Here is a 24,278-nt window from a genome sequence, read left to right as displayed (position 1 = left end):
AATAGAGAAAGGCGATAAGTATGAATGTAGATATGATTATCAAAAATGTTTGGGTTTTTCAAACAGCAACGCAAACATTTGTTAAAAGGAATGTCTCAATTAATAATGGGAAATTTTACTATATCAGTGAGTCAGAGCTAAAAAACTTAACGCCAAAAACAATCATCAAAGCCGAGAATCAGTACATGATTCCCGGCTTGATTGATGTTCATATGCATATTGAAAGTTCAATGACGACACCAACAATTTTTTCAAAAGCAGTTCTGCGTTATGGTGTAACGACGATTGTGGCTGATGCACATGAGATGGCAAATGTTTTTGGTTTAGAGGGCTTAGATGAGTTTATGAAGGCTAAAACAGAATTAGATATATTTCATGCAATTCCTTCATCAGTTCCATCTACTACACCAGAATTAGAAACAACAGGTGGAGTTATTGGGCTCGCTGAAGTCAAAGAATTGCTGAAAGAACCAAGAGTTGTTTGTTTAGGGGAAGCCATGAATTTTAAAGGTATTGCGTATGAACCGGATTCTTTGATTCGCCAAATTATTGATTTATGCAAAAAAGAACGTCCAACAATGCCATTAGAAGGTCATTGCCCCAAAATAACTGGCGAAGAATTAGCCGCATTCCTTTCTAGCGGCATTACTTCAGATCACACGCACCAATTTCCTGATTCCTTAAAAGAGCGAATCGAAGCAGGTGTCTTTATTCAATTTCAAAATAAATCGATTACGCCAGAGAATATGCAAGTAATCATTGAAAATAAATGGGTTGAAAAAGCAAGTATTATTACAGATGATGTTATGGCAGATGATTTATTACAAGGTCATTTAAATGAGAATTTAAAAAAAGCAGTTAACGCTGGTTTGCCAATTGAACAAGCCATTTACATGACAACTGCAACGCCAGCTAAACGAATGGGTTTTCATGATCGAGGAGAAATAGCTCCAGGTCGAATTGCGGATTTTATTTTACTTAATGATCTTGAGTCTTTTGAAATTGATTCTGTATATAAAGCTGGAAATCAAGTGTATCAACAAGGCGAAGCCATTGCTTATCCAGACGTTATTGAACAATTTCCTGAAAAATATAAGCATTCAGTTCATTGCCAAAAACTGACTTTAGAACAATTAGAACTAAAAGTTGATACAGACAAAGATGTTGTTCGTTGCAATGTAATCCAAAAACAAGAAATTGGAACTTTTACTGAACGAATTACTAAAGAAATTCCAGTAAAAGACGGGATTTTGCAATGGCAAGAAGCCGATTGTGCTTTATTGCTTGTGATGGAACGCTATGGCAAAAATGGCAATATTGCTTTTGCTCTAATGGATCAACCGGTTACTGAAAAAGGTGCTATTGCAACGACTTGGGCGCATGATCACCATAATGTAATGGTTATGGGAAATACGAGTGAAGATATTGTTTGTGCTCAAAATGAACTTTTAGCTATGCAAGGAGGCTATATTGTTGTTTCAAATGGGAAAGTAACAGGGAAATGTCCATTACCAATCGGGGGCATTTTATCACAAGCTCCTATTGAAGAGTTAGGAAATGCATTGAAAGAAGTTCGTTCAAGTATGCAAGCATTAGGGTATAAAAACGGCAATGAAATCATGTCATTTTCTACCTTATCATTGCCTGTATCACCGGCAATTAAAGTGACAGATCGAGGCATGATGGATACGAAGACTCAAGAATTTTATCCTTTGATTTTTCCAGAAGATGGAGTGTTGATAAATGCGAACGCTAATTAAAAATGTTCATGTGTTGACCATGGATGATGAGTTTAATGAAATTAAGGATGGTTTTGTACTAATCGATGAGGAAGCGATTGCTAAGATTGGACCCATTGGTGAAATTGAAAAAATTTCAGGAACCATTGATCGAGTAGTCGATGGCAAAAAAGGGCTGTTGATACCTGGAATGGTTAATACTCATACGCATACTGGAATGATTCCATTTCGTTCTTTAGGAGATGATGTACCCGATCGTTTGCGTCGTTTTTTATTTCCTTTAGAACAATTTATGACGAAAGACTTAGTCAAAGCTAGTAGTAAGTACGCAATTAGTGAAATGCTGTTAAGTGGTGTCACGACATTTTGTGATATGTATTATTTTGAAGAGGAAGTAGCACAAAGCTGTAAAGAAATGGGCATTCGTGCCTTGGTTGGGGAAACAATTATCGATATGCCAACTTGTGATAGTCCTGAACCTTCTGGTGGCTATGAATATTGTGAAAAATTCTTAGCTCGTTGGCAAAATAATCCGTTAATCACACCGATTATTGCGCCTCATGCACCAAACACGAATCGTCCAGAAATATTAAAAGACATCGTTAAATTAAGCAAAAAATATAATGCACCAATCACGATGCATGTTTCAGAAATGACCTATGAAGTTGCAGAATTTCAAGAAAAATATCATCAAACACCGATTGAATTCTTAAACAATCTTGGCTTTTTTGAACGAGAATTTATTTTAGCTCATTGTATTTTAGTGACTGAAAATGATTTAGCAATTTTAGCGAATTCTGATGGCAACGGGCGTGTAGCTCATTGTATTGGAGCGAATACGAAATCTGCTAAAGGAATTGCACCTGTCAAACAGATGCTGGAAAAAGAGATTATTGTTGGGTTAGGAACAGATGGACCAAGTAGTGGCAATACGTTAGACTTGTTTATCCAAATGCGATTATTTGCGAATGCGCACAAAACCTACAATCAAGACCGAGCATTATTTCCTGCTAAAGAAATTGTTCGGATAGCTACTATGGGTGGCGCTGAAACACTGGGGTTGGCTGAAAAAATTGGCTCGATTGAAGTCGGAAAAAAAGCTGATTTAACTTTGATCGAAACGGATTCAGTGAATATGTTTCCCATTTTTGATCCATACTCTGCAATTGTGTATTCCGCAAATGCTGGAAATGTTGCTTCTGTTTGGGTGAATGGCCGACAACTAGTGGAGGAAAAGCAGTTAGTAAATCAAACTGTAGCTGAATTAAGAGAAGTTTTATATAAAGAAATGACTCAATTTGTGGAAGAAGCGAAAAAAAGATAAAAAGCAAATGGACATAAGTACTGCTTTTGTTCTATCTGCTCAAACTGAGCAAAGGGGTGATGGTGCAAAAGCAGTTTTCTCGGAAATAAATCGAAATTGTTTTAACATACAGCGAATGAAATGAACTAATGTTGCATAATACCTACTCAGTTACCAAAAATTTGAAGATACCGAGTAGGAATTGTTCAACATCAAAAGGAAATCTTTCGCATTTCTTATTATTTTCTGAAATTCTTTCTTATTACGATAAATCATGAAAAACATAGTGATTCAATAATATATTGTACCTAATCGGTTTATTGAGCTAATCGCTTTTGACCAACTTATCTAGTAATTTGTATCTTTATCATATAAACTAAATCTATTTCTAATGAAAAACTCTGAGGCTCCTAAAAATTCATTGGTTTTCTCATATTTAAAAGTCAAATATGGTGCATTTTTTTTTAAAGGATAAAGCTTATCTGCTATTTGTTCTTGAATATAGAAACCAGCAGAATCCATGTATTTTTTTTTCATTCCATTCGTTTCATACTTTATATCTAGAGGGACTGTCACGACTAAACTTGAATAATTTTTGGATTTATTGGTGATTTGAATAATAGGAGTTTCACTTGTTTTAATAATTTCTTCTAATATATTAGGCATTTTTTGTCTAATTTCTTCCTTAATTGCGGCATCTTCTTCTCTTTTGGCAATCAATTTACTATAGTCAACATTGATTTGGAATTCAGGTTTTTCTTTTTCTTTATAGTTATAAAATGATACAGGCATATTCGGAGAGTTACCGTCAGTATAAATATTTCTCCAAATAAATGTTCCATCATCATCAATTTTTAAGATACCTCTTTTTGAGTAAGAAATGTTATCATGAATATCTTTTACTCCAACCTTAGCGGAAAAACCACTATAATTCGCTTTCCCTGTTAGTTGAAATTGGCCGTTTTCATCTGCTTCGACAGTCGTACTATCTAATGTAATCCAGGATTCGCTAGTTTCGGTTTGATTGGCTTCCTTATCTTTATCAGCACAACCACTGATCATGAATAAACAAAAAATCCAAACAAACTTTTTACAAAATATTTTTTTCATTGACTTAAGTCAACTCCTTTAATTGTATATATGAGAATAATTATTAATATAGTCTAAAATAAGTTTTATCTTCTGTGGCAAGAAAATAAACAACAAATAAGCACCTACTATTTTCCCACAGTAGGTGCTTTCAGTACGAACAGTAATCGTCCAATAGAGAGTGTCACTCCTTATGAAATTTTTTCTAATTCTTGTACTGCTTTTTCAATTGTAGTACCTGTAGCAACTAAGTTTTCATCGTTTTTAGCAAAAACAACAAATAGATTTAAGTTAGTATCTAAAGTTACACGGTACTCTAATTTTTTGTTATTGAATGTCATATAGCATTCTCCTTTCTCTGTATTGACGAAAGGCAACGATAACGTTCATAACGAAATTCCTAAATGTATTCTAGCATATATTTTGTTTTTTATCAAATCTATGAAATGGTTTAAGATAGTTAATTTTATTAATTTATCATAAAAAAGAAAATTAATAGTCGATGACCTGTGCATTTTTCATTAAAAAGAAGTGCTATTATTTAAGAAAAATTTCATCTCGCTTTTTTCATCATTTTCTTTTTTACTGAAAAAATTTTTTTCTTTCTGAAAGACGAACGTTTTAAATGATAATTCCATAAAATTTACGTATTTTTTATGAAACTTTTACATTTTTTTGTTAGAATAGAAGAGGTATTATAGTATATTTTCTATATACGGAGTTAGAAAATGGTTTGGTGTTGAAGAAAAGTTAGGGGGATATAGGGTGAAGAAGAAATCATGGTTAAAATCGTTTAATGTTTCAGCGTTACTTTTGTTAGTTTTGGGAACGGTGAGTCCGCCAATTTCAGCTTTTGCTGAAACGCAATTGCCTGAAAGTACAATAGAAGTGAAAAATCAACAAGATACAGAAAAAACAAGTGAACCAGATTCAACAGCAAATATAGAGCAAAATGAATCAGAGAAAGTAACTGAAAATGTTCAAATTGAAAATAAAGATACTGATATCTCACAAACAAAAGAACAACCAGTAAAAGTCACTCCAAAAGCTGATCAGCCAGAAAAGGAGCAGACTAAAGAAACTAAAAAATTAACTATTTTAGGAACTTCTGATGTTCATGGAAATATCTGGGATTGGTCGTATGAAGATAATAAAGCGGCAGATCTTGGTTTTGCAAAAATCGGTACAGTTGTTAAAACTGAACGAGCAAAAAATCCTAATACGATTTTAGTTGATGCTGGAGATAACTTACAAGGCACTCTATTAACTGATGATTTATATAGTTCGCAAGCAAGCCTTCAAAATGTTACTCATCCAGTAATTGCAGCGATGAACACGATTGGTTATGATGCAATGGCATTAGGGAACCATGAATTCAATTTTGGCACGGATTTAATAAAAAAAGTGGAACAAGAAGCAACTTTTCCGCTTTTATCAGCAAATACTTATTTAAAAGGAACAAATACCAATTTTGTTAAAGCAACGGAAACAAAAGTCATCGATGGAGTTAAAGTTTCGGTTATTGGATTAACAATTCCCCATGTAGTGATGTGGGACGGAGATAAAGTTTCTCATTTAGAGTTTAAACCATTAAATGAAGAAGCCAAAAAACAAGTACAAATTTTACAAGCGACAGAAAAACCAGATGTTATTGTTGCAGCAATTCATGCCGGATTAGATAATGATGATCCAGGCGCAGCAGCGCGCAATGTGATAAAAGAAGTTCCTGAAATTGATGCCTTTGTTTTAGGACATGATCATCGCGAATTTTCTGAGCATATTACCGATAATGATGGAAACAAAAAACCAGTGGCAGCGGTTAAGGATACTGGTTCAGGTGTGGTTAAAATTGATTTAGATTTAGAGAAATCTGAAGATGCAACGGATGCGAAATGGACTGTAGCACAATCTACACCAACGACGATTTCAGTAAAAGGTGTGGCTGGAGATGAAGCGGTTAAGGAAGCAACAAAAGAAGCACATGAAAAAACACAAGAGTATGTTAATGGAGTCGTTGGAACTGCAAGTGGTGATTTCTTACCGACTGAACGAATTCCGGGAATTCCAGAAGCACAAATTCAACCAACAGCAATGATTTCATTGATCAATAATGTTCAAATGAAAGTAACCGAAGCTGATTTAGGTTCCGCGGCTTTATTTAAAGCAGATAGTCGGTTAAATGAAGGTCCAATCAAGTATTCAGATGTTTTCAATATTTATAAATATCCAAATACATTGGTTGGAACAACGATGACAGGTGCGCAATTAAAAACGTATTTGGAAAAACAAGGTGCATACTATCAACAATATGCTGAAGGTGATTTAACAATTGCATTTAATTCGAATATTCGTGTCTATAACTATGATATTATTTCTGGTGTGAATTATAAAATTGATATTTCGCAACCAGAAGGATCAAGAATCAAAGAGTTAACCTTTAAAGGAAATCCAGTAAGTGATGATCAAACCTTTAAAATTGCAATGAACAATTATCGATTTGAAGGACTAGTTGGCGAAGGGTTGGTTAATCCAGTACCTTACTATGAATCAGATCCAGTTACTTTACGTGGCGAAATTGTTAATTATATCAAAGAAAAAGGTACAATCTCACCTGAATCAGAAATAGAAAAGAATTTTGAGATTATCGGAGCTGATTTGGATCATCCAGCACGTGAATATGTGATTGAACAAATCAAAGCTGGAACACCTGGGTTTGAAATTGAATCTTCTGCAGATGGTCGGACGCCAAATGTCAAGAAAATAAATATCAATGACTTGATTGAAAAAGGATTAATTCCAGACGAATATTTAACGGATAAAAATACCGTGAAAATTATGCATACCAATGATATGCATGGTCGAATGGAGTATTTAGAAGATAAGTATAGTCCATCAATTGGTTTAGGGCGTGTTAAAACTTTTAAAGATAATCAAAAACCAACTCTTTTAGTAGATGCTGGAGATGCTATGCAAGGATTGCCAATTTCTAATTATGCTAAAGGGATGGACATGGTTAAAGCAATGAATGCGGTTGGTTACGATGCGATGACTTTAGGAAATCACGAATTTGATTTTGGTTTAGAAACAGCATTGAAATATCAAGAAGAATTGAACTTTCCAATTGTTTCAGCCAACATTTTTTATAAAGAGGATAAAACTAGACCATTCAAACCGTACACTATTGTTGATAAAGAAGTGAATGGAAAGAAACAATCATTTGCTTTGATTGGTCTAACGACACCAGAAACAACAGTTAAAACACATCCAAATAATGTAGAGAAAGTTACATTTGCTAAACCGGCTCCAGTCGCAATTGATGTAATTAACGAAATTGGAGATAAAGCAGATTACTTTGTATTCATGACACATTTAGGGATCGATGAAACAACAGTAGAAGATGAAACAAGTACCTATTTAGCGAAAGAATTAGCGAAGAATTTCCCAAATAAAAAAATCTTTATTGCGGATGGACATTCTCATACAGCACTACCAGAAGGGATTCATGAAGGAAATGTGTTGATCGGTCAAACTGGTAATCACTTAAACAATGTTGGGATGATGACTGGAAAATATACCGATGATAAAACTGAAACAAAAGCTATACTACATCCTTTTTCAGAATTAAAAGATTTAACACCAGATCCGGAAGTAGAAGCAATCGTTAAAACAGCAAAAGAGAATTTTGACAAAGAAATGTCAGCTGTTGTTTTAGAAGATAATCAAATTACCTTTAATGGAGAACGCGAAAATGCACGTAGCCGTGAAACTAACTTAGGAAATGTAATCGGTGATTCCTTACTTGCTTACGGTAAGACTGGCTTTAAAGAAGCTTCTGATTTTGCCATTATGAATGGTGGTGGTATTCGACAAACGATCAAACCTGGAACAGTAACAAAAGGGGATATCGTTGGTGTAATGCCATTTGGAAATACTGTTTCTCAAATCAAAGTGACTGGAAATGAAGTTTATGCCATGTTTGAGCATTCACTACGTTCAATCCATGCTACAAATGGAGACGGTTCAGTTATTTTAGACGAAAACGGTTTGCCTAAATTAGGGGCAAATGGTGGTTTCTTACAAGTATCTGACTCTATCAAAGTGACGTATGATTCGAATCTAGAAGGCGCTCAACCTGAAAATAATATTGCAGGTAAACGGGTAACAAGTATTAAAATCAAAGATAAATCTGGTGAATTTGTAGAAGTTCCTAGAAAAGATGATGTCACTTACAACATGGTTACGAATGACTTTTTAGCTGCTGGTGGTGACGGTTATGCAATGTTAGCTGGCAAACCAGTAGAACAAGGTCCATCTATGGATGAAGTCTTTATGGACTATTTAACGAATTTATCTACCAAAGAATTAGCAACCTATGCTGAAGAACTTCCTTATTCAAGAATTATCTCTAAAAAATCGGAAGCTCAAACAGAAGACTTTAGCTTTAGTATCTTGCATACGAATGATATGCATGGCCGGATGCAATACGATGAAAAGAATAAAGCAATTGGTTTAGCAAAATTAAAAACATACAAAGATACCAAACAGCCGACATTGATGATCGATGCTGGAGATTCCATGCAAGGATTAGCTGTCTCAAACTTTAGCGAAGGGATGGATATGGCAAAGGCGATGAGTTTGATGCCTTATGATGCTGTTGGCGTTGGAAACCATGAATTTGATTTTGGTTATGATCGTGCAATGGCTTATAAAGAGGTTTTACCAATGATTTCAGCTAATGTTGAAAAAACAGGTCAATCGTCATTTGAACCCTATAAAATTGTAGAAAAAGAGGGCAAGAAATTTGCTTTGATTGGCTTATCAACCCCTGAAACAGCGTTTAAAACACATCCGAAAAATGTCAAAGATGTTACGTTTAAAGAGCCGATCCCTGTAGCCAAAGAGATGATCGATTCATTGAAAGGACAAGCTGATGCATTTATCTTTGTCGCTCATTTAGGAATCGATAAAACAACGCCAACGGAATGGCGCGGGGATACGTTAGCAAAAGAATTATCTGAGGCATATCCGAAAGAAAAAATCGTCGTTTTAGATGGTCATTCTCATAGCGCACTGAAAGAAGGGCAACAATTTGGTAATGTATTACTAGCACAAACAGGCAACTATTTAAATAATGTTGGTATGATCACTGTTTCTTATAACGGAGAAACATCGACGTTTAAAGCGGAGCTAGTTCCAGCTGTTGACTTTAAAGAAGTTGCTGAAAATCCAGAAGTCAAAGCAATCGTAGATGATACGGTCAGTCGCTTTGAAGTAGTAATGAATGAAGTAGTCTTAGAAAATAATCCAGTCTTCCTAGAAGGTGATGGTGCTTATGGACGTACCCGTGAAACAAATCTTGGTAATATTATTGCGGATGCTCTTTATGACTACGGTCAAACTGGTTTTACAAATGGTCAAACTGATCTAGCAGTCATTAACGGTGGCGGCATTCGTACAAGTATCAATCAAGGGAAAGTAACGAAAGGCGATATTTTAGCCGTGCTACCATTTGGAAACACGATTGCACAAATCGATGTGACTGGGAAACAACTAAAAGAAATGTTTGAATACTCTTTACGTTCCGATATTCAAAAAGATGAAAACGGACAACCGATTATAGACGAAACAACAAAGATGCCTTTACTTGGACGAAATGGTGGTTTCCTACAAGTGTCTAATTCGGTTAAACTAAGTTATGATCCAAACCGAACAGGAGCTGGAAATAAAGCCGAAGATAACCAAGCAGGCGAACGCGTGTGGTCAATTAAAATCAAGAATAAAAAAGGCGAATTTGAAGAAATCAAAGAAGAACAAGTTTATAAATTGGCAACCAATGATTTCTTAGCTGCTGGTGGGGACGGCTATACAATGTTAGGAGGACAACGTGAAGAAGGCCCTTCAATGGATGTAATCTTCACAGAATTCTTACAAGCAATTAGTACGAATAGGATAGCAAGAGTTGTACCGTTAGTAGCCTCACACTATAGTTTAGAAGATTATAGTGAAAAGTTCCCTTACCAACGAATTATTCCAGAAAAAATGGCTGAGGCAGGAACAGAGCATCAAGACGCTCTGGAAGCTGCAATCAAAAAGTATAAAGATGAACGAACAACTTATACAGATGAAAGTTGGGCAATCTTCCAACCAGAATTAGCCAAAGCGGAAGCGGCATTACAATTGAAAGATGAACAAATTGCTGAGTCTGCATTGATAGAATTAAATAATGCAGCAGAAAAGCTAGTGAAAAAAGAGACATCTTCAGAAACAATAGAACAAGAAAAATTAGCAGCAGCGATAGCAGAATATAAAGCTTCAGAGAAAAAATATACAGCGCATAGTTGGGTAGATTTCAAAGAAGATTTGACCAAAGCGGAAGCAGCGTTGAAAGCTGAAAATGAAGAAGTTGCAAAAACAGCATTGGTAACGCTAAAAACAGCTGCGAAAGAAAAACTAATTTCAATCGAATCGTTGCAAAAACTAGTTGCTGAAAGTGAAGAATTAAAAGAAACAGATTATACTCTAGCAACTTGGAAGCCATTTAAGGAACAATTGACTGCTTCGCAAGAATTGCTTGAAAAAGCTAAATCTAAAGAAAACAATATTACTCGTGAACAACTAGCTACAAGTGAAATCGCATTGAAATCAATGAAAGAGAAATTAGTCAAGAAAACCTCAACTAGCACGGAAAAACCGTCAGGAACAACTAAAAAACCGACAGAAAATTATCCGAAAATGGGTGAAGAATCAGAAGTATATGGTTTACTTGGTGTCATTCTATTAGCTACAACAGGCGTCTTTATCTTTAGAAGAAAATTTGATGAAGATGCAGCATAAATAGTATAGATTTAAGATTTGATTCCATATAAAATCGAATGAAACTTATTTTAGTCGTAAAATAAGAAGGTCAGGACAGTCATAGCTGTCCCGACCTTCTTTTGTTTCGATTCGATAGTTTTATTAGTTCTCCAACTGACCTAAGTAAATCAACAATAGTTTTCATGTTTATCCAACAATGAAAATACAATAGCAAGAAATTTATCTGTTTCTTCAAAATTAGGAGAGTGAGCCGAATTTTCAAATGAGTAGAACGCCTTATTAGTTGCTTGAATTTTATCTAAATATTTTTTAGCTAAATCATAAGAAACTTGGTGATCATATCGGCCATGCATGATATATACTGGAACCTCTATATCTATACTAGTTTCCATCAGATTTTCGTTTAGATAAATAGTATTCAAATTCATTGAAAATGAACTTCCCAAACCAAATTTAACAAAATCTAAAAGAGAATAACCTGGAAATAAAAGAATATCCAACAAAAGTTTGGTCATCCGAAAATTTTTCTCATGTTTCACACCGATACCATATTTATTCATATATTTTGTTCGAGTTGACACCATGTATTTATTTGAAGGAAAATCTGCACTATCAGGGTCAAAGTTGTTCAATGACTTAACTGCTTTTGTATCGTTAATAGACTTTGCATAGTTTATCATGTGATCATAAGCTAATAGCTCAGATTTTTTTGATGTGATATTTGGCCTATCCCAAAATAAGCTTTATAGTATTCTGGCTTTCTTTGAATCACTTTGACACCTAAAAAACTCCCCCACGAATGCCCCATAATATAAATCTGTTCTTTACCAAATCTTTTCAAAAGATGTTCAGTTATCGCGATCGTATCATTTATCATTACGTCCAGCGTCATTTTTTCTGGTGATAAACGAGCATTATAACTAAGACCAGCTCCTCGCTGTTCCCAATAACAGACAGTAAATCTTTTTTCTAAACGTTCATCGAATTTGAAACTATGCATGCTAACTTCTGGAGAACCGGGTCCACCGTGTAAAAATAGTAAAACTGGATTTTTCTTATTTCACTTGTGATAAAGACATACTGTTCTGAGTCATTTATGTTTATTTTTTCTCGTATTGAAAATGATTCATTAGGTTTGTTTTCATTTTTAGTAGGTGATAATTTAACAGGTGCGCCTCTTCCTTTGATGATACCGAAAATAATAAGTATAAGAATAATGATCATAAGAAAGATCCCAATAGTTTTTAAAAAGATAAGTAGCATTTTTTCTCCTAACAATTAATTACTGATTTTTATATGAGTGAAAATATTTTCTCTTCAAATTCTTTTACAAAAGCTTCTTTTGCATGAACTAAAACGGTCACATTGTAAACAAATGCGGCAAATTCTTTTTCTAAATAAGTTGTTTTCATCTCGTCATTTGGCGTTCTAAAAATAATATCATCACCATATAAATACAATAAACGAGTGATTTGATCGATATAGTTGATTTCAAATGAGAAAGTATCATCATCTAGCCCTTCTAAAAGTAATTTTTTCAAGGGCTCAAACCAAAATTCGCTTGCAATTTCTCTGATTTTATAATAAATAAGAGATTTTTTTTGGTTTCTTGTGAATTGCGTAAAAATTTTGACATAATTAGATTGTGCTAGGGCAGGAGCAAAGAGCAAGGTAAATTTACTTGCCAATGTATTACAACTATTTAGGGCAATATCAAGCGCTTCTAATTCTTCTAGAAGAGCTTTTTTTAAAGCTACTTCTAAGATTTGTTCTTTAGAAGAAAAGTGATGGTACATCCCGCCTTTAGATAAATTTGTTTTTTTCATAATATCCGTGATCGTTGTTTTTTCATAACCTTTTTCTAAAAATAATTGTAGGGCTACTTTTATAATGTCATCTTTTTTCGTTTGTTTTAGCCTCCAAAATAAAGCAAACAGACCTTAGTCGGTTTTATAATATCATATAAGTAATAATTGTGTAGAAATAAATTTAAAAATGCAAAACTAAAAATTAAATAATAAACATTTGGGGAATAGATGATTTTTTTGTTGAGAAATCGATTGAACTTTCCTTTTATACAAGCTATGATAATGATATATTAATTAATTTAGTAATATAAAGTAACTTATATTACTATTTCAAAGTACAAGCGTATTGAGAGAAGGTGCATCAATGAGGTTCAGTGATTATATTAAGTTTGATCGAAAACTAAGGAAAAACGATCAAACGAGAAAAATACTTTTGGTAGTACCATTCTTTTTGATTATCATGTTATTTATTTTTAATTCGGTCATGAGCCAACAAGAACAAACATATAGAGAAAAGCAATACAATTTGAGAGAAAAGGATGCGAATTCTTGGCAAGAAAGTTTAAATACTGGCGAATGGGACAGTACGCCTAAAATTAAAAAAGGTATTTTTGAAGCAAGTGAGAATGAGTTGGGCACTATATCTATGTTTCGTTTAAATAACTATTTGGGATTACTGAAAATTGAAAATCAAGAATTTAAACACTTTTATGAAATTGAATTAGTTAGTAATATTGAAACCAGTGATCCGATTACTGAATATGGATTTCTTCCTAGTGAGTATATAAAAGGAAAAGAGCTATTGAATAATAAATTGATCGAACAAAATATTACTCCTGATTCTATTCGCTATGGAACGAATACGGCTACCTTTTTGGTATCTATGAGTTTGTATGTGACGAGTGTGATTGGTATCGTCTATTTTATCTTTTTATTTTCTTTTCAAAAGTTAAAAAACCGTGAGATGAAAAAGTATCGATTGTTTGCTACACAACCATTATCTAGAAAAGTGATTTTTGTAGTAGATTATCTTGAATTTATGACTCGATCACTTTTATATTACGTCATTCTGCTTATTTTTGGTGCATTATTAGCCTCTGTTTTCGGAAAAGTTCGCCAATTGACTTATCCGTTAGTGACTTATGCAGATACGCTCGATTGTTTTGAACTTATTCAAGTTTCGCGGTATTTAGTTATTGTTTCCGGCTTATTTTTATTAAATCTTAGTCTTAGTTATTTAATTGTTCAATGTCTGTTTTCATTTATCAAAAAAAGCTTCACTAGTGTTTTTGTAGGTGTTTTTTTATTAACGCTGATATCAGTAATGAGTGCACAGGCTGTACCCCAGCCTCTAAAAGAAATCACTGCTTGGCAACCATTACTTTACTACTCACCGAGTAAAGTAGTCATTGGGAATAGTTATGTCCCTATTGATGAAATAAATAGATCGTATGGCATTTCGGATAATGAGAACGATAGTTTCATTAGTTATACATCGATTTTTTATCCCGAAAATATCGATTATTATTCAGGAAATAATCTTTTAAAAATGACGAATAATAGAAAGATTCACTATACAAAAGGCATTATTAGTTTGATTATACTGAATGCTTGTTTATTCTTGGGTAACCTACTAGTTTTTATGAAGAGAATGTGTAGTTGAAAAGAGAGGAGAGGGATATGAGTATACTTAGTATCAACAATATTTCTAAGTACTTTGGCGATCATTGCGTTTTGAATAATATAAGTTTTGAGATACATGAACCTACTATATTAGCATTAGTTGCACCAAATGGTTCGGGAAAATCAACCTTATTAAATATTTTAACAAATATTGAACGACCAGATGACGGAGAGATTTTTGTTTTAGACAAACCGCACACAGATCCAATGATTTTTGAAAAAGTGACCTATCTTCAAGACAATTCAGTTCTTTATCTAGATTTAACAGGTTATGATCATTTAGAGTTTGTTCGATCAGTACATAATCTTTCAACTGATACAATAAGTTCTGTTACCGAATCATTAGGAATGACTGATTATTTAAATAAAAAAGTGAAGAATTACTCTTTAGGTATGAAACAACATCTATTATTTGCGATGTCAGTGCTACCAGATCCAAAGTTGATCATTTTAGATGAACCATTGAATGGGTTGGATCCTTCTAGTGTGATGAAAGTCAGGACGATTTTAAAAGAGTTATACAGGAGAGGAAGCACGATTTTATTTTCTTCTCACAATTTAGATGAAATTGACCGTTTGACAGATAATATTCTTTTCCTCCATGAAGGAGAATTGATTTCTTCGAAAGAATACCAGCAGTTTAAATTAGAATATACTTTTGTGCTAGAAGCAATCGATCAAACAGTCGATTTTTTTCAGGAAAATGACCTAGAGCATGAAAAAATAGCTGAGAAAAAAATAAGTGTTTCTTTATCGCCTACAGAATACGAGATGTTTATCCAGTTCTGTAATGAGAAGCAAATTGAGATCCATGATTGTTCAGTAAATAAAGAAAGTACACAAAATATATATTTTGATTTATTTAGAGGTACAACTAATGACATTACTTAAATTTGAATGGAAAAAATGGCGTAAAAATTCTAAGAACAGAGTTATTCTCTTACTTGTTTTATTGAGTACTATGAGTTTTAGTTCATTTAAAAATTACGAGCATAACAAAGAAAGCGAAAAGTACATTGCAGAATCATCGATGATCTATAAGAATTTAAATGATACTCTTATTCAGTTACAAGAATCTGATATAACAGAAGTAACGAAACAACAAATTCCATTATATCAGCAAGCCATAGAAGGATTGAACGAAGAATATATTGGGATAAGTAATGGAGAGTGGCAGCGAGCAATCAAAGGATCCATTACCTATCAAGAAGCAATTTCACAACTGATTGACCTTGGTATGACTCCACCAACCAATGTAAATGAATCAAAAATAACTGAAACGATCAAACAAGATAACTATTTATTGAAACATAAGATTCAACCTATCCGATATCAAGCTAAACTTTCTGCCATGAATAGCACTCAACTTTTTTTTGAAAATGGATCGGGATTGGTATTTCTTTTATTGTTTATTTTTCTTTTCTTTGATTGTTTATGCAGTGAATATGAATACACTAATATGAATCTTCTTTTCACTCAGCCATACAAAAGAAGTAGGTTCATTCAAACCAAAATACAATTAGCAGTTTTGTCAGTGATTGTAATGATACCGGTATTGACTGCTATCAATTTTTTCATTTCTTGGTTTTTATCGAAAGATATTGGAAATCTAACCTATCCAATCGTTTTTGATCGCTCATCCATCCTTTTTTTGTGGCAATATTTGCTCATGATGTTTCTCTTTGCAATTATTTGGTCAATTATCGTACTGTTTTTCATGGTTAGTTTATCGTTAACAACAAAGAGTAGTTTATTAGTCCTGATTCTTACTACTATATGTTTTGCTCTTCCAACTGTTGCCTTAGACGTTTTAAAAATACAGGCAACTTTTGTTGAATATATTCCATTTTATTATCTTTCTAATTTGAATGTGACATACTTAAGTGAGCCTTTAAAAATATTTGCTAAAGGAATGATCGTGTTAGTGGTTGTAGCGTTTTTTTTAGGTTTGATCGTAAAAAAAACAATAAAGGATAAAATAACTATGAACGAAAATAAAACCTGAAAAAGTATGTCCTAAACAGAGATTCACTCATGTCTACAAGGCAGAGTGAATCTTTTTTGATTACTTAAAAATAAAATGAATTTTTTTTATAAAAGCAACTTCTTTTCAAGTTCTATTGGAATTGAACATTTGCAAAAATTCGGTAGCACTTCAGATGTGACATAGGAATGTTTGATTGTATTTTTCTTTTCGAAGCGAAATATTCAAGTAGATGAGTAGCTCTTTTGCACCATCGTTTGTTCGGTTTTAAAGGATAAAACAAAAGTGGTTTTTGCTTTTGTCTCAGCCACAAGCCCGACTAAGAAAGTGAATTGCTCACTTTCTTATAAAATAAGTCGAAATTGTTATAAAACACAGTGAATGAACGGATGTTGCACAATACCTACTTGGTGACCAAAAATTTGAAACACCCTCAGTAGGAATCATTCACCATCAAAAGGGTTTCTTTCGTGTTTCTTGTCATTTTCGGAACTTCTTTCTTATTGAGATAAATTAAGAAGAAACTAGTGATTCGTTGAAGCATCGTACATACTCGGATCCCGGAGGTTCAACCTCTATAGCTAGTTGCTCGAGTAAAAGCCAATTTGCGTCGTTACAAAGAGTATAGTGTAGAGGATTTAAAAAATGGAGCAGAGGATAAGATTGAATTTGGCGGAATCAGTTTAAATATAAATAATCATAAAGTGACAATAGATGGTGAATCAATAGAGATAACTCCGAAAGAATTCGCTATCTTATCCTTGTTATTAAGCAAACGAGGTATTGTACTGAAATCTGAAGATATTTTTTATTCAGTTTGGGGAGAAAAATATTATGATTGCGCAAATAATACGATTATGTCTCATATCAGACATTTACGTCAAAAAATGAAAAATAGAAGAGGATATTAGTTATATAAAAACAGTTTAGGGAGTGGAGGATGTGAGTGATGTATAAAAATAAAAAAATCATTATAGTCTATTTCTGTGGTGTTTGCTTGATACTATTGATTTTCTGTTGGGTAAAATTATCTAGCAATCATTTTTTTGAGAATTGGGCACAACAGACATTTATTACAATTAATCTCGATGATTAAACAGGTGTAGAAGTAAGTAAATTTAATTGGATCGATTTCAAATTCTTTTCACAACTGATGTTTCTTGTGACTTTGATTGTTACTTCAGTTATTATTTTAATTGTATCAAATCATTAAAAAAAGAAAAAAATTACACTTATTACTAAAAAAATCGTTGAGTTACATAAAGGAGAAATACAGGCTGAGAGTAATGATGACAGAACAAGCTTCATAGTGAAACTACCTTTAGAGAGAAATAAAACTACTTTTGTAATGGAAAGAGAAACACTGTCTTAATTTGCTAAATGATAGCCTTCTTGTAAATGTTCTCAAAGTGTTTTTTTCATCAAAAATAAATACAAGAAAATTAGCATGATTAAGTAATCTGAGTTTAGTTTTATTCCACTCCATTCAATAATCGTGGTAAAATGAATTGAGTAAAACTGAATTTTGAACCTCTAAAATAGTAACTATGAATGGTATCCATAAAATAGAACGAGGGATTAGTATGAAAATAGACAGAACAGATAAATCTTTCCCTATTGAAAAACAATCGATTAAGACACCATCAATAACCGGAAAAACGTTGGCAACAGACTTAACACAACGTTTTGACTTATACCCAGAAAATAAGCGTCGTCCAATCAATAAGACACTTTTTAAAAATGATTATTTTCAATTGACATACAATACAAGGGACCAAACGATGGCTATTTCATCCCGAGGAGATCTTGTTTATTCAGCGATTCCTTATGATACAGCACGAAATTACATTCAACGAGCAGCGATTCAATATTTGTTACATCCAGAAGCTGTTCATCAGTACCTTGAAGCTCATAAACCGAATATAGAAACGTATTTAAAACTCAGTATTTTTCAAATGACCAATCAGCGTGTAGATGAACATTCTTTTGAAGTCATTCAAGCGTATCAAGAAATTCGTCAAAATCCTTTATTTGAAATTCAAATTCTCGGACGATTACTGCAACATGATGAAACAGGTCCCCTTTCTGCCAATTTACCAGGAAAATTTCTATTTAGTGAAAATGCCAAAACAGGAATTTCAGCCTATCTTTCTGAATATTTGAATTTTGTTGTTCAGTTAACGAAAACTTTGCCAATTATGACAGATGGACGTACGACTCAATTTTTGGAAAATGATGAACAGAAAACACGATTGGTCGAAACTGAAATGTCCAGTCGCTTAACGATTGCTTCTGATATTCAGCCAGCATTAGCTTTGTTGCCGCAAGAAGTGAAGCAAAAGATAGAAGAATCAATGACTTATACAGAAGCATTAGTTGTTGCTAGTACCAAACCTATTTTACGTTCCGAAGTGGGCAAAGAATTATCAGAAGTTCGTAAAAACTATACAGCGCATAGTGTCAATCCGAAAGAATTAGAGAAATACTTTGAAGATGTTCATGCCACTGATAATACTAATCATGTCAATGTAGTTTCTGATGTTCAAACAAATAACGGGAAATTACCGTTTACGAACCCTTATTTTAATATTTTTGCCGGAAATATTTCAGACTCTCACGCAACAGATGAACAGATTCAAGGACTTTATGTGTTAGGAAATCATGATCTGGTCGATGTGATTCCAGATAATCGCAATAAAGAGGGAGAACAATGGGATATTTGGCGTCCGTTTTTTAAAACAGAATGGTTCCAAACTCTTTTATGTTATCCAGACGATGCGTGGTATCTTTTACCAGTAGGTGATGCGCATTATTATGAATGTGTAAAAACAGTACTTGAAAAAAGATTTGTAAAAATGAAAATATTAAACAATGAAAGTTTAATTTATGAAGGCATTCGTTATATCGGTTTGACGGTACCAGTTGTTTTAACGCAACGAAAAAAAGAGCAACAACGATTTATTTTTAAAACATTGAAGAAACTATTAACCAATGACTTTGATATCCCAACGGTGATTGTTTCTCATGCTCCAATCTTTAATGAATTAAGTTTGCTTTCACCCAAAAGTAAAGCTTATAACAAAGAGTATACGTGCTCTGAACCAAAAATTGAAAAACTTTTTGAAACCTATAATATTATTGGAGCTATTCACGGACATCATCGTATCCCAGCTTCATCAGGGCGATATAAAATAGTTGAATTTGCAGGAAAAAAATTGTTTGTTGTTTGCTCGATTTATTCTAAGATGAATACGGGTATCGAGTTGATGGAATTGATAAATGAAGTAAAATGAGAAAACAGTACTTAGTAATTTTGCTAAGTACTGTTTTCTCATTTTGTAATAATCAGAACAAATCATACCATTATATTTTTAAAGAGAAAAAGTAATGAGGTAGTAAAAAAATGCATAATAACAAAGAACCATCCAATAAAAAAATCACGTATCAAAATATTTACCAACTAAGAACAAACATGTAACAACTAGAATCATTGGAAAATAAACGATTAGTACATAAAAGTGTTTTTGTAACGTTGTTATGATTGATTGTCTTATTTTTTTTTGAATAGTTTATATTTATTTAGTTGTTTTCCTATTAAGATAAAAAGAAGAAAGGTTTCATCCAGCCATTTCCTATTTCAATTAGTCAATCAGAAACTGTTTCCATCAAATTGTCTTTAAATTAGTTAAAATAAATAATTAAACTACGTAGTGTAGATTAATTCGTATAAAAGATTAATTTTTGGATACTGGGTTATTAGATAGGGAAATGTGCATTTTTTGCAAATAAAGATGAGTAAAAATTACTTATTGAACAGTTATTTTTGAAAAGACTATTTTTTTTAGTTTTCTTATAAAAAAATAAAAAATAAATTTGATAAAAATTAGAAAAAATCGAGCAATTATCTTGTTTTTTATAAATAATCCAAGTAAAGTATCTAATTGGGGAAACAATTGTTATTAAATTTTAAATAACAATTGACTTATAATAATAATGCAAGGAGTTAGTTAAATGAACAAAAGTATCTTTCGATTACTGAAAAAAGTATCAGTGATCATAGCAATCATTGTACTCGTTTTACAAGTATTTATGCCGCTTGGGATGGTTTTTGCTGAAGGAATTGAAGTAGGATCAATAGAAAAGAATCAACCACTCGAAAAAAAACAGTCAGAAGAACCTGAGAAACAACAAATTATTGAAGAAAACGAGAATAAACAAGTTGAGAAAACTAAAGCTGTTAATCAAACAGAACAAGAAAAATGGATTCAAATAAGCGATGAAAATGAGAAAAATGAAAGTGCTATTAAGAAGGACTCATTTGATTGGTCGACTAAGGAAGCGCTTAATGATGAAACGCTCGTTTCTACGAATAAAATGGTGTTACAATCTGTGAATGAAACGGATAATAGTTTTTATACCGATGAAAATTCACCAATAATTAATGGAAATACAATTGAATATAAATTTAAATACAAATTAGATAAAGTTCATGGAAAAACTTATACAATTGATATCGATACAACATTTGTCGATCTTCAAGAGTTGCAAAATGGCGTGAATTATAAAATAATCCGTGATGGCAATAAATATATAGTGCAATTCAATGAAGAAGTAAATGGTTCTGAGCAAGGGATACTGACAATCAAAGCAACAATTAAAACGATTGAAGAGTCAAAAGAATATGAATTGAAATGGAAACTGAACGGTAACGAAGAGTCAAAAATTCTTTTCATTAAAAAAGAGGCTGATCAACAAAATGTGATTACTCAAAAAAATACGAATAAAAGTGCAAATGGCTGGTTAGATGGAATCATATCAATTTTTGATGAAGAGACGAAGAAACAAACAATAAAAGTTAATTCTACTAGAATTGGAACAAGCCGATTAAATTATTCACTCACGCTTGAAACGCCAGTAGCAGCACCATTAGATATTACGGATCAACTAGACGAATTATTGGTCTATGACCCATCGTCATTCGAAATGTACGTGGAGACATGGGATGCTGCGGGCTGGAATCGAACAAAAAATATCATTCCCCTAGATTATTTAACAATCAAGGACAATACATTTACGATTAGTGGGTATAATCTTCCTGCTAATTCTAAAGTAACGATTAATTATAAAGCTAAAATTGCAAATCCAACTATTTTTGAAGAAAAGCTCAATGCTACACTAGCTAATCAAGAATTAAATGGCAAAGCTGGAAGTATTCAACAAATTCTGAGTAACCAAGCTGCAATCAATGGTGAAGTAAAAGAAGGGAATATTCAACAAACTATTGAAGTTACTGGTGAAAAAGAAATGTCTTACCCTTCAGGAATACTGACTAAATCAGTGGATCATGCGACAACTTATGTGAAAAAAGATGAAAATGGTAAATTTATCCCGATTCCATTACATTATACAATTACTGCTGATCTTACCAAATTCAATGAAACTGGCGTAAAATCGCTCACAGATAATTTTATTGTAACGGATATACTGCCGGAAGGCGTTTTATTAGATAATAAGAGTATCAAAGTGACTGGACTTTCTATTAAAGAGGGGACTGTTGATACAACAGATGAAACAATTGGTCATTATGAACTAACAGAGACAGGTTTTACAATCAATTTAGGAAAACAGCCTAAGAATTATACAATTACAATTGATGCGATGATCACTGATATTTCAAAAATAACCAAAGAATGGGGAAGTAACCAAGCTTTTGATTATTATGGATTTACGAATCGTGTTGAAGGAAATGCCAATGATTTTAAAGAACAAACATCGACAAAAACGACGGTGATCGATCGTAAAGGGCAAGATACGGTGACCGATGAACAATTATTCAAAAAAAGTCATCGAACTGAACCAGAATATGCGGTAATTGGCGAGCCGCTAAAAGTTTTTTATACATTTGAAGTGCCAAACTATAGTACAGAAAAAATTGATCTTTCTAAATCGATCTTGACCGATGAACTTGATACAGCCAGCTTTGATTTAAGTCAAGGTTATAAGGTACATGCAGAAGGAAACTATCAAAATGCTGATGAGTATGTTACATCTAAACTAGAAAATGGCGTATTGACTGTTGAATTTGATAAAAATATGCCCGAAAACATGAAAAAATCTTATTGGAAGCTAACGCTAGAATTGACTACCTTTCCAATTATTGAACAATCACAATCATTGATTAAGAATTCAGCAACTTTAGAGGGAACAGATACTGGAATTACTTATTCTTCAACGACTCAAACTTCTGGCGAAACGATTGGTGGAGAACTTTTAGTTCGAAAAACAGTAACAGGAATTGATTCAACTGAATATAAGAAAAATTATGTATTAGAATTAGATCAAAATGGTGTTCCGAAACAAAAAGAATTTAATTATAAAATCGATTTGATTCCACAAGAGGACTTTAAGTCAACGAAAATATTACCGATTGAGGATTTGATTCCAGCAGAACTAGAATTTGTTGGTTTGCTTTCAGTTAATGAAGCAGACAATGCGATTGCTCCATCGAATACAGTATCTGACTATACTAATAATGGCGGTAAAGTTCATGTTTCTTACGAATCAGGTCGATTAAGTATCGATAATAATAATGGGTCGATTTTTGGTTCTGGTACTATCTCTATTCGATTTAGAGTACGTTTGAAAGATCCTGAATCGATAAAGAAAGGAAAAATAATCACGAACCTAATTAAAGGAGATACACCTGCAGTTATTACGGTACGTGATCCGGATAGCTACCCACTCACAATTACTAAAGTAGATAGCAAAACCAACAAGCTAATTGATGATGAAGAAGGTGTGGCTCGCTTTAAATTAACAAAAGAAAATGATGTTATTACAAGTTCAATTCGAATTTCACAAGGCCAACTAGTAAATTCTGATGGTACAAGTATTATGGTAAAAGAAGCTGGCGAGTATTTACTTACCGAAACAGTTCCACCTAAAGGATACAAGTTGTCTACAACGCCAATGAAGATAACCGTCGATGAGAATGGTTCAACAGGAATTAGTCGTTTATTGTTTAAAAATGATCCACTAGATAAAAATGAAGAACCAGAAGAACCGAAAAAAGTCCGTGTAGGTGACTACGTATGGTTTGATGAAAATAAAGATGGGTTACAAGATGAAACAGACAAACCAATAGCAGGAGTCGTCTTAGTTTTAACAGACAAAACGGGTAAACCTGTTAAAGACGTATATGGAAATAATGTAGAACCAACGATCACCGATGCAAAAGGTTGGTATGAATTCAAAGACTTACCAGCAGGTCATACGTATACAGTGAAAATAGATCGTGAAAAATCATCTGAAGCATTAAAAGGCTATGAGCCAACGAAAGAAGTAGCAGGAGACCTAGAAAAAGATTCATCTACTTGGGAAGCCACATCTCGCTTATTGGAAGAAGACGGAGAACATGATTTAACCTTAGACTTTGGTTTTGTGAAAATACCGGAAAAACCAGAAGAACCGAAAAAAGTCCGTGTAGGTGATTATGTATGGTTTGATGAAAATAAAGATGGGTTACAAGATGAAACAGACAAACCAATAGCAGGGGTCGTCTTAGTTTTAACAGACGAAACGGGTAAACCTGTCAAAGACGTATATGGAAATAATGTAGAACCAACGATCACCGATGCAAAAGGTTGGTATGAATTCAAAGACTTACCAGCAGGTCATACGTATACAGTGAAAATAGATCGTGAAAAATCATCTGAAGCATTAAAAGGCTATGAGCCAACGAAAGAAGTAGCAGGAGACCTAGAAAAAGATTCATCTACTTGGGAAGCCACATCTCGCTTATTGGAAGAAGACGGAGAACATGATTTAACCTTAGACTTTGGTTTTGTGAAAATACC

General features: G+C 33.1%; 13 protein-coding genes and 1 pseudogene. 9 read left to right on the top strand and 5 right to left on the bottom strand.

Going from position 1 to position 24,278, the window contains the following annotated elements; all coding sequences use genetic code 11:
* Window positions 1-20: 20 nt before the first annotated feature.
* Together ACYSNW_RS13170 and ACYSNW_RS13165 are read left to right on the top strand one after the other, a co-directional pair.
* On the top strand, window positions 21-1,760 hold the full coding sequence (locus tag ACYSNW_RS13170; RefSeq protein ID WP_461745201.1) for an adenine deaminase C-terminal domain-containing protein: 1,740 nt from the start codon (window positions 21-23) through the stop codon (window positions 1,758-1,760).
* On the top strand, window positions 1,744-3,063 hold the full coding sequence (locus ACYSNW_RS13165; RefSeq protein WP_461745200.1) for an amidohydrolase: 1,320 nt from the start codon (window positions 1,744-1,746) through the stop codon (window positions 3,061-3,063). Before ACYSNW_RS13170 ends, ACYSNW_RS13165 begins: the two co-directional genes overlap by 17 nt.
* A gap of 327 nt (window positions 3,064-3,390) precedes the next feature.
* Here ACYSNW_RS13165 and ACYSNW_RS13160 read toward each other — a convergent pair whose 3' ends face one another.
* Window positions 3,391-4,152, bottom strand: coding sequence for a hypothetical protein (locus ACYSNW_RS13160; RefSeq protein ID WP_461745198.1), 762 nt, complete (start codon window positions 4,150-4,152; stop codon window positions 3,391-3,393).
* Window positions 4,153-4,322: 170 nt separating this feature from the next.
* Window positions 4,323-4,472 (bottom strand): hypothetical protein, encoded by a 150-nt coding sequence (locus tag ACYSNW_RS13155; RefSeq protein WP_461745197.1) that lies wholly within the window; start codon window positions 4,470-4,472, stop codon window positions 4,323-4,325.
* 424 nt (window positions 4,473-4,896) lie between these two features.
* Here ACYSNW_RS13155 and ACYSNW_RS13150 point away from each other — a divergent pair, with 424 nt between their 5' ends.
* Entirely contained in the window at window positions 4,897-10,965 is a 6,069-nt protein-coding gene (locus tag ACYSNW_RS13150) for a 5'-nucleotidase C-terminal domain-containing protein (RefSeq protein WP_461745195.1), read from the top strand.
* A 149-nt stretch (window positions 10,966-11,114) separates the two neighbouring features.
* Here the strand turns inward: ACYSNW_RS13150 and ACYSNW_RS13145 are convergent, their stop codons facing one another.
* The 3 genes and pseudogenes from ACYSNW_RS13145 to ACYSNW_RS13135 all read right to left on the bottom strand — a co-directional run bounded on the left by ACYSNW_RS13145 (window position 11,115) and on the right by ACYSNW_RS13135 (window position 12,836).
* Complete coding sequence (locus ACYSNW_RS13145; RefSeq protein WP_461745194.1) at window positions 11,115-11,579, bottom strand: hypothetical protein; 465 nt, start codon at window positions 11,577-11,579, stop codon at window positions 11,115-11,117.
* A gap of 59 nt (window positions 11,580-11,638) precedes the next feature.
* Window positions 11,639-11,983 (bottom strand): annotated as a pseudogene (locus ACYSNW_RS13140) (alpha/beta fold hydrolase); the annotation flags it as partial.
* A gap of 256 nt (window positions 11,984-12,239) precedes the next feature.
* Entirely contained in the window at window positions 12,240-12,836 is a 597-nt protein-coding gene (locus tag ACYSNW_RS13135) for a TetR/AcrR family transcriptional regulator (protein ID WP_461745403.1), read from the bottom strand.
* 283 nt (window positions 12,837-13,119) lie between these two features.
* Here ACYSNW_RS13135 and ACYSNW_RS13130 point away from each other — a divergent pair, with 283 nt between their 5' ends.
* The 6 genes from ACYSNW_RS13130 to ACYSNW_RS13105 form a co-directional block, all read left to right on the top strand.
* Window positions 13,120-14,418, top strand: a complete 1,299-nt coding sequence (locus tag ACYSNW_RS13130; protein WP_461745192.1) for a hypothetical protein — start codon at window positions 13,120-13,122, stop codon at window positions 14,416-14,418.
* 17 nt (window positions 14,419-14,435) lie between these two features.
* Complete coding sequence (locus ACYSNW_RS13125) at window positions 14,436-15,329, top strand: ABC transporter ATP-binding protein (RefSeq protein WP_461745190.1); 894 nt, start codon at window positions 14,436-14,438, stop codon at window positions 15,327-15,329.
* The gene (locus tag ACYSNW_RS13120; RefSeq protein ID WP_461745188.1) at window positions 15,316-16,443 is read left to right on the top strand and encodes a hypothetical protein; all 1,128 of its coding nucleotides are present in this window, start codon (window positions 15,316-15,318) and stop codon (window positions 16,441-16,443) included. The genes ACYSNW_RS13125 and ACYSNW_RS13120 overlap by 14 nt, the downstream gene beginning before the upstream one ends.
* Before the next feature lie 584 nt (window positions 16,444-17,027).
* Window positions 17,028-17,333 carry a response regulator transcription factor gene (locus ACYSNW_RS13115; RefSeq protein WP_461745187.1) on the top strand — a complete coding sequence of 102 codons (306 nt, stop codon included), beginning with the start codon at window positions 17,028-17,030 and terminating at the stop codon, window positions 17,331-17,333.
* Window positions 17,334-18,005: 672 nt separating this feature from the next.
* Window positions 18,006-19,715 (top strand): metallophosphoesterase, encoded by a 1,710-nt coding sequence (locus tag ACYSNW_RS13110; RefSeq protein WP_461745186.1) that lies wholly within the window; start codon window positions 18,006-18,008, stop codon window positions 19,713-19,715.
* A gap of 718 nt (window positions 19,716-20,433) precedes the next feature.
* The coding region (locus ACYSNW_RS13105) for a prealbumin-like fold domain-containing protein (RefSeq protein ID WP_461745185.1) at window positions 20,434-24,278 on the top strand (3,845 nt) is incomplete at its 3' end.

The organism is Enterococcus sp. LJL99 (genome assembly GCF_054871725.1).
The sequence above is the reverse complement of the archived record's forward strand: the minus strand, read 5'-3'. Positions and strand labels throughout refer to the sequence as shown.

Coding starts and splice junctions, on each gene's coding strand:
- ACYSNW_RS13165 (WP_461745200.1), top strand. CDS start 1,744: ATGCGAACGCTAATTAAAAATGTTCATGTGTTGACCATGGATGATGAG.
- ACYSNW_RS13155 (WP_461745197.1), bottom strand. CDS start 4,472: ATGACATTCAATAACAAAAAATTAGAGTACCGTGTAACTTTAGATACT.
- ACYSNW_RS13110 (WP_461745186.1), top strand. CDS start 18,006: ATGAAAATAGACAGAACAGATAAATCTTTCCCTATTGAAAAACAATCG.
- ACYSNW_RS13170 (WP_461745201.1), top strand. CDS start 21: ATGAATGTAGATATGATTATCAAAAATGTTTGGGTTTTTCAAACAGCA.
- ACYSNW_RS13160 (WP_461745198.1), bottom strand. CDS start 4,152: ATGAAAAAAATATTTTGTAAAAAGTTTGTTTGGATTTTTTGTTTATTC.
- ACYSNW_RS13125 (WP_461745190.1), top strand. CDS start 14,436: ATGAGTATACTTAGTATCAACAATATTTCTAAGTACTTTGGCGATCAT.
- ACYSNW_RS13130 (WP_461745192.1), top strand. CDS start 13,120: ATGAGGTTCAGTGATTATATTAAGTTTGATCGAAAACTAAGGAAAAAC.
- ACYSNW_RS13120 (WP_461745188.1), top strand. CDS start 15,316: ATGACATTACTTAAATTTGAATGGAAAAAATGGCGTAAAAATTCTAAG.